General features: G+C 72.4%; 10 protein-coding genes and 1 tRNA gene. 9 read left to right on the top strand and 2 right to left on the bottom strand.

Features of this window, described 5'->3' with window-relative positions:
• The first annotated feature begins 116 nt into the window (after positions 1-116).
• The 3 genes from AB0F61_RS06510 (at position 117) to AB0F61_RS06500 (ending at position 2,344) form a co-directional block, all read left to right on the top strand.
• The gene (locus tag AB0F61_RS06510; protein ID WP_357803933.1) at positions 117-950 is read left to right on the top strand and encodes an alpha/beta hydrolase; all 834 of its coding nucleotides are present in this window, start codon (positions 117-119) and stop codon (positions 948-950) included.
• An 11-nt stretch (positions 951-961) separates the two neighbouring features.
• Positions 962-1,816: an alpha/beta hydrolase gene (locus AB0F61_RS06505; protein ID WP_357803930.1), complete on the top strand. Its 855-nt coding sequence runs from the start codon at positions 962-964 to the stop codon at positions 1,814-1,816.
• A 150-nt stretch (positions 1,817-1,966) separates the two neighbouring features.
• Positions 1,967-2,344 carry a DUF2254 family protein gene (locus tag AB0F61_RS06500; protein ID WP_357804138.1) on the top strand — a complete coding sequence of 126 codons (378 nt, stop codon included), beginning with the start codon at positions 1,967-1,969 and terminating at the stop codon, positions 2,342-2,344.
• 365 nt (positions 2,345-2,709) lie between these two features.
• On the opposite strand, the gene AB0F61_RS06495 is transcribed toward AB0F61_RS06500, so the two are convergent.
• Positions 2,710-3,885 (bottom strand): metallophosphoesterase, encoded by a 1,176-nt coding sequence (locus AB0F61_RS06495; RefSeq protein WP_357803927.1) that lies wholly within the window; start codon positions 3,883-3,885, stop codon positions 2,710-2,712.
• A gap of 202 nt (positions 3,886-4,087) precedes the next feature.
• On the opposite strand from AB0F61_RS06495, the gene AB0F61_RS06490 reads away from it, so the two are divergent.
• Positions 4,088-4,207, top strand: a complete 120-nt coding sequence (locus AB0F61_RS06490; protein ID WP_357804135.1) for a hypothetical protein — start codon at positions 4,088-4,090, stop codon at positions 4,205-4,207.
• 454 nt (positions 4,208-4,661) lie between these two features.
• Here AB0F61_RS06490 and AB0F61_RS06485 read toward each other — a convergent pair.
• Positions 4,662-4,745: transfer RNA gene (locus tag AB0F61_RS06485), tRNA-Leu, on the bottom strand.
• A 233-nt stretch (positions 4,746-4,978) separates the two neighbouring features.
• On the opposite strand from AB0F61_RS06485, the gene AB0F61_RS06480 reads away from it, so the two are divergent.
• From AB0F61_RS06480 to AB0F61_RS06460, 5 genes are all read left to right on the top strand, one after another.
• Entirely contained in the window at positions 4,979-7,753 is a 2,775-nt protein-coding gene (locus tag AB0F61_RS06480) for a tetratricopeptide repeat protein (protein ID WP_357803924.1), read from the top strand.
• Positions 7,754-7,929: 176 nt separating this feature from the next.
• A complete protein-coding gene (locus AB0F61_RS06475) occupies positions 7,930-10,554 on the top strand; it encodes a fibronectin type III domain-containing protein (protein ID WP_357803921.1) in 2,625 nt (874 codons plus the stop codon).
• A 27-nt stretch (positions 10,555-10,581) separates the two neighbouring features.
• The gene (locus AB0F61_RS06470) at positions 10,582-11,577 is read left to right on the top strand and encodes a MoxR family ATPase (RefSeq protein WP_357407216.1); all 996 of its coding nucleotides are present in this window, start codon (positions 10,582-10,584) and stop codon (positions 11,575-11,577) included.
• Positions 11,578-11,591: 14 nt separating this feature from the next.
• Entirely contained in the window at positions 11,592-12,761 is a 1,170-nt protein-coding gene (locus tag AB0F61_RS06465; protein WP_357803918.1) for a DUF58 domain-containing protein, read from the top strand.
• Entirely contained in the window at positions 12,737-15,085 is a 2,349-nt protein-coding gene (locus AB0F61_RS06460) for a transglutaminaseTgpA domain-containing protein (RefSeq protein WP_357803914.1), read from the top strand. The genes AB0F61_RS06465 and AB0F61_RS06460 overlap by 25 nt, the downstream gene beginning before the upstream one ends.
• Positions 15,086-15,089 lie beyond the last annotated feature (4 nt).

Here is a 15,089-nt window from a genome sequence, read left to right as displayed (position 1 = left end):
GTCCGTCAAGTCGGTCGCCAAACACGGGGACTACGTGATTCGGGTGATTCGCGAAACGCTCCATAACCATATCTTTGGCAAGGTTCCAGCGCGGAACGCAAGCCCAAGGAGTGCGCATGCCCCGTGTCACCGTTGGCTCAGAGGGAGCCAACCCGATCGAAATCCATTACGAAGATCACGGCGCCGGTACGCCAGTGGTACTCAGTCACGGCTACCCGCTGAGCGGCCAGGCCTGGGAGAAGCAGGTCTCCGCACTGCTCGCAGCCGGTTACCGGGTCATCACGTATGACCGGCGGGGTTGGGGCAATTCCAGCCAGCCCGCCAGTGGATACGACTACGACACGTTCGCCGGCGACGTAAACGTGCTGCTCACGAAACTGGACGTACGCGACGCCATCCTCGTGGGTCACTCGATGGGAACCGGCGACGTTGCCCGGTACCTGGGTCGCTATGGCACCGGGCGGGTCGCGAAGGCCGTACTGATGTCGCCGATCCCGCCGTTCCTCCTGCGGACGGACGACAACCCCGAAGGCGCACCGCAGTCGTTGTTCGATGGGTTCATCCAGGCCGCGCGGGCGGACCGGAACGGGTGGCTCAAGCAGTTCCTGGAGAACTTCTACAACCTCGACGTCTACGGTGGCTCGCTGGTCAGCGACGAGGCGTTCCAGGCAAGTTTGACCGTGGCCGTGGCCGGATCTCCCCTCGCGGCGGTGGCCTGTATCCCGACCTGGCTCACCGACTTCCGTGACGACCTGTCCAAAATTGACGTGCCGGTACTCGTGATTCAGGGCGACCAGGACCAAGTCCTACCCATCGGGGTAACCGGCCAGCGGCTGTCCGCCTTCATCGGGGATACGCGGTTGCTCGTCATCGAGGGCGGGCCGCACGCCATTGCATGGACCCACAGCGATCAGGTCAACGCCGCCCTGCTCGACTTTTTTCAGAAGTGAAAGGAAACACCGTGAAATTGTCCTTGCGGCGCCGCCTCATTTACGTAGGCGTGGCCATCAGCGCCCTCACCCTGACTGGTGCCGGCATCGGCACCGCCCAGGCCTCGACGAGTAACAGCTTCCTCCATTCGCGCCCTGCGGCGGCCAAGCCGACCGTCGTGCTCGTGCACGGCGCGTGGGCGGATGGGTCGAGCTGGGACAAGGTGACGGCAAAGCTCCAGGACGACGGCTACCGGGTAGTCACGCCGCCGAACCTGCTGTCGGGTGTGAGCAAGGACAGCGAGAACCTCCGCGCGTACCTGGACACCATCACCGGACCAATCGTCCTCGTCGGGCACTCGTACGGCGGCATGGTCATCACGAACGCCGCTCTGGGCGACGAACAGGTCAAGGCCCTGGTGTACGTCGACGCGTACCTCCCGGACACGCACGACACCGTGCTGTCGCTGACCTCGGCCATGCCGGGCTCGGTCTTCGCGGCCGAAGCGTCCACCGTCTTCGACCAGGTCGCGATCCCCGGTGACGACCCGCACAACGTCAACCTCTACGTGAAGCCGTCGATCTTCGGCAAGGCGTTCGCCGACAAGACCATTCCCGCCAAGGACGTGGCGGTGCTGGCCGCCCGGCAGCGCCCGCTGGCGTTCAACGCCCTGGTCGAGGAGTCCAACGAGCCGGCCTGGCGCACCATCCCCTCGTGGTCGGTGGTCGGCAAGCAGGACGCTGTCATCCCTGCCGCTCAGCAGATCGCCATGTCCAAGAGGGCCAAGGCACACACCATCGAGATCAACGCCCCCCACCTGTCCATGGTCACGGATGCGGGCGCGGTCACCAATCAGATCGAGGCGGCTGCCAAGGCGACCGACTGACACACGACAACCGGCCGGGGTATCGCTCACCGCGATGCCCCGGCCGCCCCTGTGCGTGGGGTGGCCGCGTGGACCGGTTCGGCTCACGCGGCCATTGTTGCTGCCGATGTGACGAGGTCCCGTCAGGCGGTCGACCGGGCCGCCTCCAGGATGACCTCGGTGACCTCGCCGGGATGCCTCGGTCTCGGCTTCCGTCAGCTCGCCGACATCGCCGAACGTGCGCTGTCCCCCAGCATCAACGATGCCACCGCCGTACGGGGGGCGCAGGAAGCACACGGCCTCCTGCGCCGGCTCGCCACCCGCCCCGACCCACATCGTCCGCGACGACGACGGCACTGTGCGCGCCCAGATGAGGAGCATCCCGTACGACACCGTCCTGGCGATGATCATCGACGACATTCGACTCGTCTCCCGGCAGCAGCCCCGCGTCCAACGCCGGCTGGACGCCGTCGTCCACGGCGTGGCCGCCGTCGCGCTTCCCGTCCACCACGCCGCGATCCGGCGTCGGCTACCAACGCCGGCCGCTGACAACCTGCCCTGACACCCTTCAATTGACGTCGTTTCGCAGTTCACGTCCCGGGTCGGCACCCAACCGGCGGAACAGGACGGGTTCACCCTCGCGACCAGCGCCCCACGGTGGAGACGCTCGTCGACGGCCCGCTCGTCGGATTGGGCGTCACCCTCGGAAAGAGCCAGCGCGTCATCCTCACGATCGCACTCACCCTGGAGGTCTTGTGCCTCGGTCTGTCGGTGAGCGCCGCATTGACCAAGCGAGGCGACTGGGCATCGGGTGCATGCGGGTGGATCCCGGGGCCCGGGGATAGCCAGCGGGGTTGACCGGGGGCGGTCCGGATCACGTTCAGGTGAGGCGGTAGGTGTTGGCCCGGTCGGGGCTACCTCACTCGGAGGGTGAGCAGGGTGATCTCGCTCGGCGCGAAGATCCGGAATGGCGGACCCCAGAAACCGGTCCCTCGGCTCGTGTAGAGCTGGGTCTGGCCATGCCGGCTGAGGCCCTGCACGACCGGCTGGTCGAGCCGGACCAGGTAGTGGAACGGCCACATCTGGCCGCCGTGGGTGTGCCCGGACAGTTGCAGATCCACGCCGGCCGCGACCGCGTCGTCGATCTGCTTGGGCTGGTGCGCCAGCAGCAGCACGGGCAGCCGCGGGTCGGTGCCGGCGAGCGCCGCGGCGTGGTCGGCGCGGTGACCGGCGACGCCGGACGAGGCGGCGGTCACGTCGTCCACCCCGGCGACGACGAGCCGGGCGCCGCCCCGCTCCACCACAAGGTGCCGGTTGTGCAGCGGCTCCCAGCCGAGGGTCCGCATGTGCTCGACCCAGCCCTCCGCCTCGCCGTAGTACTCGTGGTTGCCCGTCACGTACACCCGGGCCAGCCGCGCCTGGACGGCTCCCAGCGGCGCGGCCTGCGCCCGGCGCTGGTCGACCGTACCGTCGGCGATGTCGCCGGTGTGGCAGACGATGTCGGCAGCCAACCCGTTGACCACCTCGGTGGTCCGGGCGGACCAGCGGGCCCGGTTGATCGGTCCATAGTGGGTGTCCGTCAGCAGCACCACCCGGACGCCGTCGAGACCGGCACCCAGCCGATCCACGGTGACGTCCACCCGCCGGACCCGAGGCACTCGCATCGCCTCGGCGTACCCCCAGACGGCCAGGACGACCGAGACGACCGCTACACCGACCGCCACAGCCCGGGACCGCACCGGATCGGCGACCCCCGCGGCGGCCAGCGGGAGCCGGGCCACATTGCCGAGCAGCGCCCAGACGAACAGGATCCAGACCAGGCCAAGGAGCGTGTCCCCCGCGCGGGCCGCCGCGTCCAGCCGCCGGCGGCCGTGCCCGAGATACATCAGAACGGGGAACGCGACCAGCGCGACGACGAACACGCTCGTGCCGGCGGCCACCACCGGCGCCGGCCACCGCGCCGCCACCGTCAACGTCCACCATGGCAGCCCGAACAGCAACGCCAGGAGCGCGACCAGCGTCGCCCCGGACACCAGCGGTCGCAGCGACCCTCGCGCCGGCCTCACCTGTACGGCATCGCCAGCAGCCATCGTCGTCCTCCGTTCGGGTCCGTGCAGCATGACACGGTCCGGGCCGGATCGACCACGCCGGAAACCGTGAAGGACCCGCCCCCGTAGGTAATCGACCCGCGAGCCGGGGGTGCCTCGTTCGGGTACGGCCAGCGGGTGGCGGGCGACGCCCCGGCCGAGAGTCTGCGCCTGATCCGCGCCCCCGGATGCCCAGACCTCCCCCATCGTCCGCCGGATCTTCGACGAATTCCTCGCCGGCTACGGACTATTCGCCATCGCCGAGGGACTCACCGCCAGGAGCGCCAACGCCGCGCCCGCAACCCCTACGTCTTCCGGGGGATGATCTACTGCGCCGTCTGTCAGCGACGCATGCAAGGCCAGTACAACCACGGCGCCGCCTACTACCGCTGACGCTTCCCGCAGGAATACGCCCTGGCCAACGAGGTCGAACACCCCCGCAACGTCTACCTGCGCGAGGACGCCCTCACCGACCCGCTCGACGAGTGGCTGGCATCCGCGTTCACCCCGGACCACCTCGACCAAACGATCACCGCCATGTGCGACGCCCAACCAACGGACACAACGCAACAGACGGCCACAGCACAGACCACGATCGCGGCCTGTGACGCAAAGCTCGCCCAGTACCGGGCCGCCCTCGACGCCGTGCTGCGCGACGCCGACCCCGACGACAAAGCCGAGGTCTACCGGCAACTCGGACTCCGACTCACCTACCAGACCGAAACGCAAACGGTGCGCGCTGCAGTGGATCTCAGCGCGCACCGTGGGGTTATGGTTTGTGTCCGAGGGGGGACTTGAACCCCCACGCCCTATACGGGCACTAGCACCTCAAGCTAGCGCGTCTGCCATTCCGCCACCCGGACCTACACGTTCAGCCTACCTTGCCGACCAGATGATCTTGTCACCCGATGGTCGGTACGGCGGGCCGCACGGGGAGTTACTGTACACGCCGCTGGTGGATCATGCACATCGCCTTCCGGCGCCTCTCTGCCGGCACTTCTGCCGCTGCTCACACCACCTCTTGCGCACCCACCGACTCGCCGCCCAGGGCGTGTCCGGGTAGCGTCCGGCCGCCCTCTGACGGCAGCATTGCCACGTGTCCCATCCCTCCCCCCTGGCAGCCGCCCAGCACCGCGCCCTCGCCCTGCGCGCCACGGGCGACCTCAGGGCCGCCCGGCAGCTACTCGCGGAGGCGCTTGGATCCGCTCCCCCGCCGTACGGCGAGGATCATCCCGAGATGCTGCACACCGCACACCTGCTGGCGCGGCTGCACCGCGAGGCGGATGATCCGCTCGCCGCCCGCCGGGTGCTGGAGGAGGCGTTCGCCGCGGGCGAGCGGCGCTGGGAGCACTCCGACCCGGTGATGCTCGCGCTCGCCTTCGAACTCGCCGAGGTCGCCGAGGAACTGGGCAACCGGCACGAGGCCCGCCGCAACTACACCCGCGTCGCCACCGCCGGCCCGGCCACCCTCGGGGAGCACCACCCGGCGGTACGCGCCGCACGCGCCTACCTCGGCCCGTCCGCGCCGACGCCCCCGGAGCAGCACGGTCCGGCCGACGCGGCGGCGGAGTCCGGCATCCGGTCGGCACTGTCCGGCCCGACCCTGTCCATGGCGACCCTGGCCGCGATGCGGCCCTCCGCTGATGGCCCGACGCCCGCCAACTCGCCGTGGGCTCCGCCGCCACCGCCGGCCACACCCCGGGCCACCCCTCCAGGGGTACGCGGCCCCGCCGCACCCGGCCCCGCCGCCGCAGGGCCGGCTCCGGTTTCTCGGCGTACGCCCGCGCCTGCCCCGCGCATGCCGACACAGCCCGGCCCGCCGCCCGCCGCACCCGCGATGGCACCCCGCCAACGCGCCGACGAGCAACCTCCCGACTCCGCCCGGCCAACCGTCAGCCAGCCACCCCGGCCGGCGCCCGAGAGCCAGCCGCCCCGAATGCGAGCGGAAGGCACGCCAACCCAGCCGAGCGTCCAGGGCCAACCGCCCCGGCCGAGGGCCGAAAGCCAGCCACCGCCGTCTGGTCACCAGCCACCACAGCGACCGACGTCCGGGCCAACCGCGCCGCCCCGGCAGCGGACAGGCGACCAGCCGGTCGACGTGCCACACCAGCCGTCGGCCCCATCCGCCCCGACACCGGCCGTCACCGCGTCAACGTCCGGGACGCCGGCGCCTCCGTGGGACAACCCCACGATCCAGGTACGACAGATCGAACCGCTACTCGCCGAGGAGGCTGCCCGAGCCGCGGGCGGACCAGCCGGGGCGACTGGACCGGTCGACGCGTCCACCATCGACGCGACATCGTCGGGCCGACCGTTCCCAGCGGCCGGACGGCCAGGGCCGGCGCATCCGGTGAGCGGACCACCAGCCCACCCGGTCAGCGGGTCACCTGCCGCCGCACCACCGGTCGCGACGGCGCCCGGCCACCCGTACCCGGTCTCCGGACCACCGGCGCACCCGTCCCCGACGTCCGGACCGCCAGCGCATCCCTACCCCGTCTCGGCACCACCCGGCCACGGACAACCCGTCTCCGCGCCACCCGGACACACCTACCCCGTCTCCGCACCACCCGGACACGCACAACCCGTCTCCGCGCCACCCGGACACACCTACCCCGTCTCCGCACCACCCGGACACGCACAACCCGTCTCCGCGCCACCCGGACACACCTATCCCGTCTCCGCACCACCCGGCCACGGACAACCCGTCTCCGCGCCACCCGGGCAGACCTACCCGGTCTCCGCACCACCCGGACACACCTACCCCGTCTCCGCACCACCCGGGCACAGCTACCCGGTCTCCGCACCACCCGGCTTCGGGCACCCTGTGTCCGCACCTCCGGTGAGTGCGCCGCCCGTACCACCGTGGGGGTTGACCGCGCCGCCGTGGAGCCGCAACGCCCCACCGCAACCTCTGCCCACTCCCGGTGCCGACCCCGGCGAGGGGTCTCCGACGGACGCCGACGACGGTGGCGCGGACGGTGAGTTCGGGCTGGGTGGCGGCGCTGCTCCGGTGGTGCCGTCGCAGCGGACCCAGTCCACGATGTCCGATCAGACCGAGGTGATCCCGTCGGTCAGGCCGGACAGCGACCCGACGAGGGATCAGGCCCTGTCGGCCCCGTCCGCCGACGCACAGTCGAGCGTGACCAGGCCGTCGGCCGAGCCGACGCCGGCAGCGTGGTCGACGGACGCGGGCGTCGAGGCGGTGGGGTCGCGGCCGACCGCACCGCGAACGGCACCAGCGCACCACCCTGACCAGTACCCGACCCCCGATCAATACCCGGGCCGGGGCCACTATCCGACACACGACCAGTACCCAGCCCTGGAGCACCAGCAGATCCAGGTGCCGTACCCGGGACAGCAGTACCACCCGGTGCCCGACGGGTACCGGCCGTCGTACCCCGATGCGGGTGGATCGGAGGCGCGCAGCCGGGCGACGCTGATCGGCGCGGCGGTGGCGGCCGGGGTGGCCGTCGTGGCGGTGGCCGGCCTGGGTGCGGTGGTGCTGACCCGCGACGACCCGCCGCCTGCGGGAACCGCGCCGACCGCTGCGGCACAGGCGACCGTCGGGCCACCTCCCGGCGATCTGAAGCTCCGCGACGACGCGACCACGATCACACTGACCTGGACGGATCCGTCCGGCGGTGCGGTGCCGTTCATGGTGGCCGCAGGTCGGGCCGGGCAGCCGCTGGGGGTGATGGCCACCGTGGACCCGGGTAAGACCAGCTACACGGTCAACGGGTTGAACTCGCGGGTGGATCACTGCTTCACCGTGTTGGCGGTCTACTCCACCGACAGCTTCGCCACCTCGGGACAGGTCTGTACGACGCGGGAGCGCGCCACTCCGTCCAGCGGCCGGCCGTCGCCGAGCTGAGGCGTGCCGCGCTGAACCGAGCTGAGCTGGGCGTCCATTGCGCACACGCTCGGTATCCACAGGGGTGACGGTGCGGGTTCCCCCGTCACCAGCAGCGCCATATGATGGCACCCGGCTCAGGGGAGGGGTTGCCGCGAGGCACGCCACCTGCCACGACTCACGGGAGGCAGCCGGCTGTGGCCAGCATCGAAGACGCCGTTCAGACCGACGCCCCCCGATCCCGGTCCCGGCTGCGCGGCGGCCTGGTGACCGTCGGCACGGTGGCCGCGCTGCTGGCGGCCATGGGGCTGACCGTCCTCGGGCTCGGCGCGGCCGACAACGCGGTGGCCAACTACGACGCGAGTTCGTGGCTGTGGAGCGCGGCGCGCAGCGAGCTGGCCCGCGTCAACGGGGTCACCGCCCGGGTCGACACGCGCACCGAGATCCCCGGAGCCGTCCGGCACCCGATGCAGATCACCCAGACCGACCGGCTGCTGGTCCTGCGTGACCTGCACACCGGGCAGGTCAGCTCACTGGACCTGGCCACCCTGCAACTCACCGCGACCACCCGGACCACCCCCGGCCTGGGCGTGAGTGTCGCTCTGCACGAAGATTCGGCGTTCGTCGTCGACGCCGTGCAGGGCATCGTGCGGCAGCTCGACCCGCGGTCGCTGACCCCGGTCGGGGAGCCGGTGCACTATCCACCTGGCATCACCGGCGGCACGTTCGACGGCGAGGGGCGGCTCTGGATCGCGGTGCCGAGCCAGGGCACCGTCTCGGCGATCACCGCCGCCACGTTGCCGTCCGCGCCGGCCTCGGCCGCGCCCGCCGGCGCCGGGCTCAGCCCGAAGCAGATCGAGTCGTACGACGTCGCCGAGGCCAGCCACGAGCTGTCGGTGTCCACCCTGGATGAGGGGGTGGCGGTGCTCGACCGCACGGCCGGGAAGCTGGTGCGGGTGCAGCAGGGCAAGGTTCACCCGACGCCGTTGACGTTGTCCGGTGCGGCGGCGATGCCCACGCGCACCAGCGGGCAGCGGGTCCCGGTCACCGTGCCCGCCGAGCGGCGGGTGCTGGTGGTGGGTGACGGTGGGGAGGAGCGGGCGTTCACGGTGCCGGGTGAGGGCGACCGGCTCAGCCCGGCGGTGGCCTGGGCGGGCCGGTTCTACTGCGCCGACGAGGCCACCGGCAAGATCTACACCTTCGACGCGGGGGGTCAGCTCGTCGAGACCATCAGTGGGCGGGCGAACGGGCCGCTGGAGCTGGAGGTGCGGGAGAACCACCTGTTCATCAACTCTCCCGATTCGGCGACCGCCCGCGTGGTGGACGACAAGCACCAGGTGCGCGAGGTCGACAAGTACGCGAACGACGTGCTCGGCGGTGACCCGCCACCGGTCGCCGCTCCGCCGCCCCCGCCGAAGAAGCCCCGGGTGGGCAAGCCGAGCGCGCCGCGCAGTGTCACCGCCGCCGCCGGCAACGCCCAGGCGCGGGTGAGCTGGCGGCCGGCCGCCGCCAACGGCGCCGAGATCATCAAGTACGTGGTGGAGGGTGCCGGGCAGCGCCTGGAGGTGGGCGCCAACCAACGCGCGGTGGAGGTCAAGGGTCTGACCAACGGCGAGACGTACCGGTTCGCTGTGCACGCCGTCAACGCCAAGGGCGACGGTCCGCCGCGCAACAGCAACCCGGTGACCCCGACGGCCGCGGTGCCCGACCCGCCGGCGAGCGTGACCGCCCAGGAGCGGCCGGACGGCACGGTGCTGGTGAAGTGGCCGGCGGCGAACGGTCAGGGCAACACCATCGCGCGGTACGCGGTGACGGCCAGTTCGGCGGGGACGAACGCGCCGGTCGGCGAGTCGACGAAGACGGAGCTGGTGGTGCCCGCCGGCGAGTTGGAGTTCGGCACCCAGTACGCGTTCACCGTTGTCGCCGTCAACGACAAGGGCGCCGGTTCGGCGGCGTCGCCGGTCAGCAACACGGTGGTGCCCTTCGCGGCGCCCGGTGCGCCGCTCGACCTGCGGGCCGGCACGGTCGCCAACCAGCCGGGCGCGGTCACGGTGCAGTGGGCGCCGGCCGAGGCCAACGGTCGACCGGTGTCGAAATACGTGGTGGACGTCGGCGGGCGGGTCAGCGAGGTGACCGACACCCGCACGACAGTCACCGGGTTGGGCAACGGCCAGAACGTGACGGTGAAGGTGAAGGCGGTGAACGAGGCGGGCCCGGGTCCGGAGGCCACCGCCACCGCCCGCACTGTCGCCGAGCCACGCGTCACGGTGACCGGCTCGTCGTCGACGGCCACCGCGGCGACTGTGACGTTCACTGTGGACGCGGGCGGCGGTCAGGCCACCTGCGCGGTGAGCACCCCGGGTGAGCCGACGAAGACCGGGGCGTGCTCCAGCATCACGATGACGGGCCTGACGCCGGGCACGGCGTACGCGTTCACGGTGACCGCCACCAACGCCGCCGGCAAGGGCACGGCCACGAAGAACCAGACCACCCAACCGCTGTACGGGATCGCGACCTGTCGCAACGGCGCTTCCGGGCCGGAGTCGACCTACTGCGACCAGGACGTGAGTGGGCGCAACGGCAACGAGATCTTCAAGGTTGCCGAACAGGACAACGACAAGCAGGTCGGCTGGGCGAAGCCCGGCACCCGACTGAAGGCGTACTGCAAGAAGTCGGGTGAAGAGGTCTACGCCTACATCTACAACAACGACAAGCGCAGCACCTGGTGGGTGCAGGTCGAGTACAGCGGGAAGAACTACATCCCGTGGGCCTGGCTCAACCTGGAGGGCGGCGACAACATCAACGTCCTGCCCACCTGCTGAACCACCAGGCAAGGAGCACCGCCGACCGTGAACACCCACGAGCCGCTCACCCAGCCGGAGGTGCAGGGCTTCGCCGCCCTGGCCGCCCGGCTGGCCGAGAACGTCAACGCGGTGGTGCTCGGCAAACCGCAGGTGGTGCGGCTGGCGCTGACCGCGCTCTTCGCGCAGGGTCACGTGCTGCTGGAGGACGTGCCGGGGGTCGGTAAGACGACCCTGGCGCGGGCCATCGCCGCCACGGTGAAGGGTCAGTGGCGGCGCATCCAGTTCACGCCCGACCTGCTCCCGTCGGACGTGTCCGGGGTGACCATCTTCAACCAGGCGAGCCGGGACTTCGAGTTTCATCCGGGGCCGGTCTTCGCCAACATCGTCATCGCCGACGAGATCAACCGGGCGTCGCCGAAGACCCAGTCGGCGCTGCTGGAGGTGATGGAGGAACGCACTGTCACAGTGGACGGGGTCCGGCACCCGGTGCCGTCGCCGTTCCTGGTGGTGGCCACCCAGAACCCGGTGGAGATGGACGGCACCTACCGGCTGCCCGAGGCGCAGTTGGACCGTTTCCTGGTGAAGCTGTCCGTCGGCTACCCGGACGAGGCGGTCGAGGTGGAGGTGCTGCGGGGCGCGACCGTGCGTTCCCCGGAGGCGCTCGCCCCGGTCACCGACACCGCAACCGTTGGGGAGATGGTCCGGATGGCCCGCCGGGTGCACATCGCCGAGCCGCTGTACGCGTACGCGGTCCGGTTGGCCGCCGCGACCCGCACCCACCCGCAGGTGCGGGTCGGGGTCAGTCCCCGGGGTGTGATCGCGTTGACCCGTGCGGCGTGCGCGTACGCGCTCATCGACGGGCGGGGTTGGATCATGCCGGAGGATCTGAAGGCGCTCGTCGAGGCGGTGTTCGCGCACCGGTTGCTGCTGACGCCGGACGCCCAGGTGCGCGGGATGACCGCGGCCGAGGTGCTGCGTCAGGCCGTCGCCTCGGTGCCGGTGCCGCTGCCGTCGGGGCAGCCCGCTCCGGTGCAGGGCTGACCGGCAGCAGCGCGATGGGGATCACCGCCCGTGGGATCGGGCTGCTCGTCGCCGCCGTGGTGCTGTTGGGGGCGGGTTTCCGGTTCGCGTACCCCGAGTTGACGTTGCTCGGCGCGGCGGCCGGCGCGGCCGTCGGCTACGCCGCGCTGGTCGCGGCCTGGCGGCCCCGGCTGACGGTGACCCGTCACGCCGATCCGGACCGGGTGGCGCGCGGCGAGCCGGCGAGCATGACGTTGACAGTGCGCAACGCGGGTCGGCTGCGGTCGGCGAACCTGCTGGCCGAGGACCGGTGCGGGGAGCGCAGCGTGCCGGTGCCGGTGTTGCGCCTGCGGCCCGGTCGGGACGCCGAGGTCCGCTACGACGTGCCGACCCATCGGCGTGGGGTGGTGCCGGTGGGGCCGCTGCGGGTGACCCGGCGTGATCCGCTGGGGTTGGTGGCGTTGGCCCGCCCGTACGGCGCGGCGGTGCCGGTCTGGGTGTACCCCCGGGTGCACCCACTGACGGCGGTGCCGCGCGGCGCGGGGCGCAGCCTCGACGGCCGGGTGGACGGGGTGCCCCACGGCTCGATCACGTTCGACTCGCTGCGGGAGTACGTGGTCGGCGACGAGCTGCGCCGGGTGCACTGGCGGACCAGCGCCCGGGTGGGTGAGCTGATGGTGCGGGAGAACGTGGACACGAGCCTGCCGCACCTGATCGTGCTGCTTGACAATCGCGCCGCCGCGCACCCGCAGCGGGTGGGTGGGGTGGCGGAGTCGTTCGAGTCGGCCTGCGAGGCGGCGGCGTCGATCGTCACCGCCGCGCACCGCGCCGACCTGCCGGTGGTGTTGCTGTTCGCCGGCGCGGAGTCGGGCGCGCCGGGCGGGGTGACGGACGTCGGCTCGGCGCTCGGTCCACTGGACCGGCTCGCCGCCGCCGAACTCTCGGACGCCGACGAGGCGGTCCGCGCGGCAACCACCCGGCTGCGCCAGGACCGGCTCGGTGACACGCTGATCTTCCTGACCGGGCCGGGTGGGCGGGACGATCTGGGGCATGTCGGCGCGCTGCGTGGGGCGTACCCGTCGGTGGTGGTCGGGGTGTTCGGCGCGGCCGAGCCGACGCCGCCGGGCGCGGCCGGCCTGGTGGTGGTCGACGCGGCGGACGGCGCGCAGTTCGCCGCCGAGTGGGACGGGGTACGCCGGTGGTGACGGGCGCCGTGCGGGTGCTGCGGGCGGCGGTGGTCCCGCTGGCGCTTGTCGGGTTGACCGCGCTCGCCGGGGTGGTGCTGGCCCGGGTGTACGCGGGGGGCCTGCTGACCGGGCTGGTCGTCGGTGCGGCGGCTGGTTCGGTGCTGGTCAGCGTGGCCGCCCGGCGGCTGCCGTCCTGGCTGGTGGCACCGGTGTCGGTGGCCGCGATGGCCGGGTGGACGCTCTGGTCGTTGCGGCTGGCCGCCAACCGGGCCGAGCTTCCGGGCGGTCTGCTGGAGATCACCGGCGACGCCGCGCGCAACGGTATTCCGCGGCTGCTGACCGCGATGATCCCGGTGGAGCCCACCCCGGACACGGTGCTGGTGCCAGTGGTCGCCGCCTGGCTGGCCGGGCTGGCCGGCGCGGAGGTCGCGCTGCGCACCGGCCGGGTGCTGCTGGGCTACCTGCCGGCGGCGGGGCTCTACGCCGCCGCCCTCTACGTGGTGGGCCCGAATGCCGCCCCGGCGGTCGGGGTGACCGTGGCGTTCGTCGCGGTCGCGGCGGTCGGTCTGGCGGCCCCCACCGGTGCGGCACCGGCCGCCGTCGATCCGACCGCCGAGCTGGCCCCCCGGGTACGCGCGGCGGTGCGGCTGCGGTTGGCTGCCAGCGCCGCACTCGGGGTGGCGCTCGTGGTCGGGCTGGTCGCGCTCCTCGGACCGGTCGTCGCCGGCCAGGTCGACGGGCGGCCGGTGGACCCGCGCCGGTACGTGGAGCCGCCGCAGGTGCAGACGCTCGACGAGAACCCGTTGATCCGGATCTCCGGGTGGGCGCTGCACCCGGAGCAGAAGCTCCTCGACGTGAGCACGGAGCGCGCCGGTGTCTCACCTCCGGCGTCCGGTGACGCCGCGCCGGGGGCCGAGCCGGCCGGTGGCGGTGTGCGCATCCGGTTGGCGGTGCTCAGCGACTACGACGGGGTGACCTGGCGGGTCGGCGCGACGTACCGCAACGCCGGGCGGATCCTGCCGGCCGCCGCCCCGTCCCGGGAGAGCACGGTGGAGACGGTCCGCCAGCAGATCACCGTCGCGGAGCTGAGTGGTCGACTGCTGCCCGCCGTGGCAACCCCCCGGGAGGTCAGCGGCGCCCGGGTGGCGTACGACCCGGCGAGCGGGACGCTGATCCGACCGGAGGGGTTGACGCCGGGGCTGCGGTACGCGGTGACCTCCGCCGCGGAACAGCCGGACGAGAACCTGTTGGCGAGCGCGAACGTGCCCGCCGGCGAGGAGGTGGCCCGGGTGCTGCGGGTGGCCGACGGGGTGCCCGACCCGATGCGCCGGCTGGCCGCGCAACTCGCCGAGGAGAACGGCGCCCCGTTCGCGCGGGCTCTGGCGATCGAGCAGTTCCTGGCCGAGCACTACCGGGTGGTGGCGGACGCGCCGAGCGGGCACGCGTACCCGAATCTGGGTTTCTTCCTCTTCGGGCCCCGGGCGGGCGGCGGGCAGGAGGGCACCTCGGAGCAGTTCGCGGCAGCGTTCGCGGTGCTCGGCCGGTTGTCCGGGCTGCCGACCCGGGTGGTGGTGGGTTTCCGGGCCGGCGGGCAGGGGCCGGTGCTCGCCGGTGACGCGTTCGCCTGGCCGGAGGTGCTGTTCGACGGGCTGGGCTGGGTGCCGTTCGACCCGCTGCCCCGCCCGAACGAGGAGCCGAGGCCGGTGGAGGAGGATTTCCGCCAGACACCTGAGGATCCACCGCCGTCGGAGGCGCCGGCGCCCACCGTCGAGCCGACCGCGTCACCGGAGCCGGTCGCCGCCGGTGACGGGCCGCCCGGTCGGGGCGGCGTGTCCACTCCGCTGCTCGTCGCCGGCGGCAGCGGTGGGCTGCTGCTGCTGGTGGGGGCGCTGCTGCTCACCCTGCTGGCGATGCGCCGCTCCCTCACCCGCGCCCGGCTCGTCCAGGGTGATCCCGGTCAACGCATCGCCGGCGCCTGGCGGGAGGTCACCGACGCGCTCCGGTTGGCCGGCCGGCCAGTCGGGGACGACCTGGCGGCCACCGAGGTGGCCGGGCACGCCCGCGAGGCCCTCGCCGAGGCCCGAGCGGGTACGGCCGCCGACAGCACGACCGCCGACGGTACGACCGACGGGCCGGCCGTCGACGATCTGGCGGCCCTGCTCAACCAGGTGGGCTTCGCCCCGGGTGCCGCGACGCCCGACCAGGCCGCCCGCGCCGCCGAGGTGGCAATGGCCTATGTGAACACCCTGCGCTCCGCGCGTCCCTGGTGGCGTCGTGTCCTCTGGTCGGTGCACCCCACTCCCCTGCGCCGCGCCCGCCGGTCCCGCCGCTCCCCCGGGTGATCGG

The sequence above is a fragment of the Micromonospora sp. NPDC023888 genome, from assembly GCF_040639415.1.
Taxonomy (GTDB): domain Bacteria; phylum Actinomycetota; class Actinomycetes; order Mycobacteriales; family Micromonosporaceae; genus Micromonospora.
This window is presented reverse-complemented; position numbering and strand designations above follow the sequence as displayed.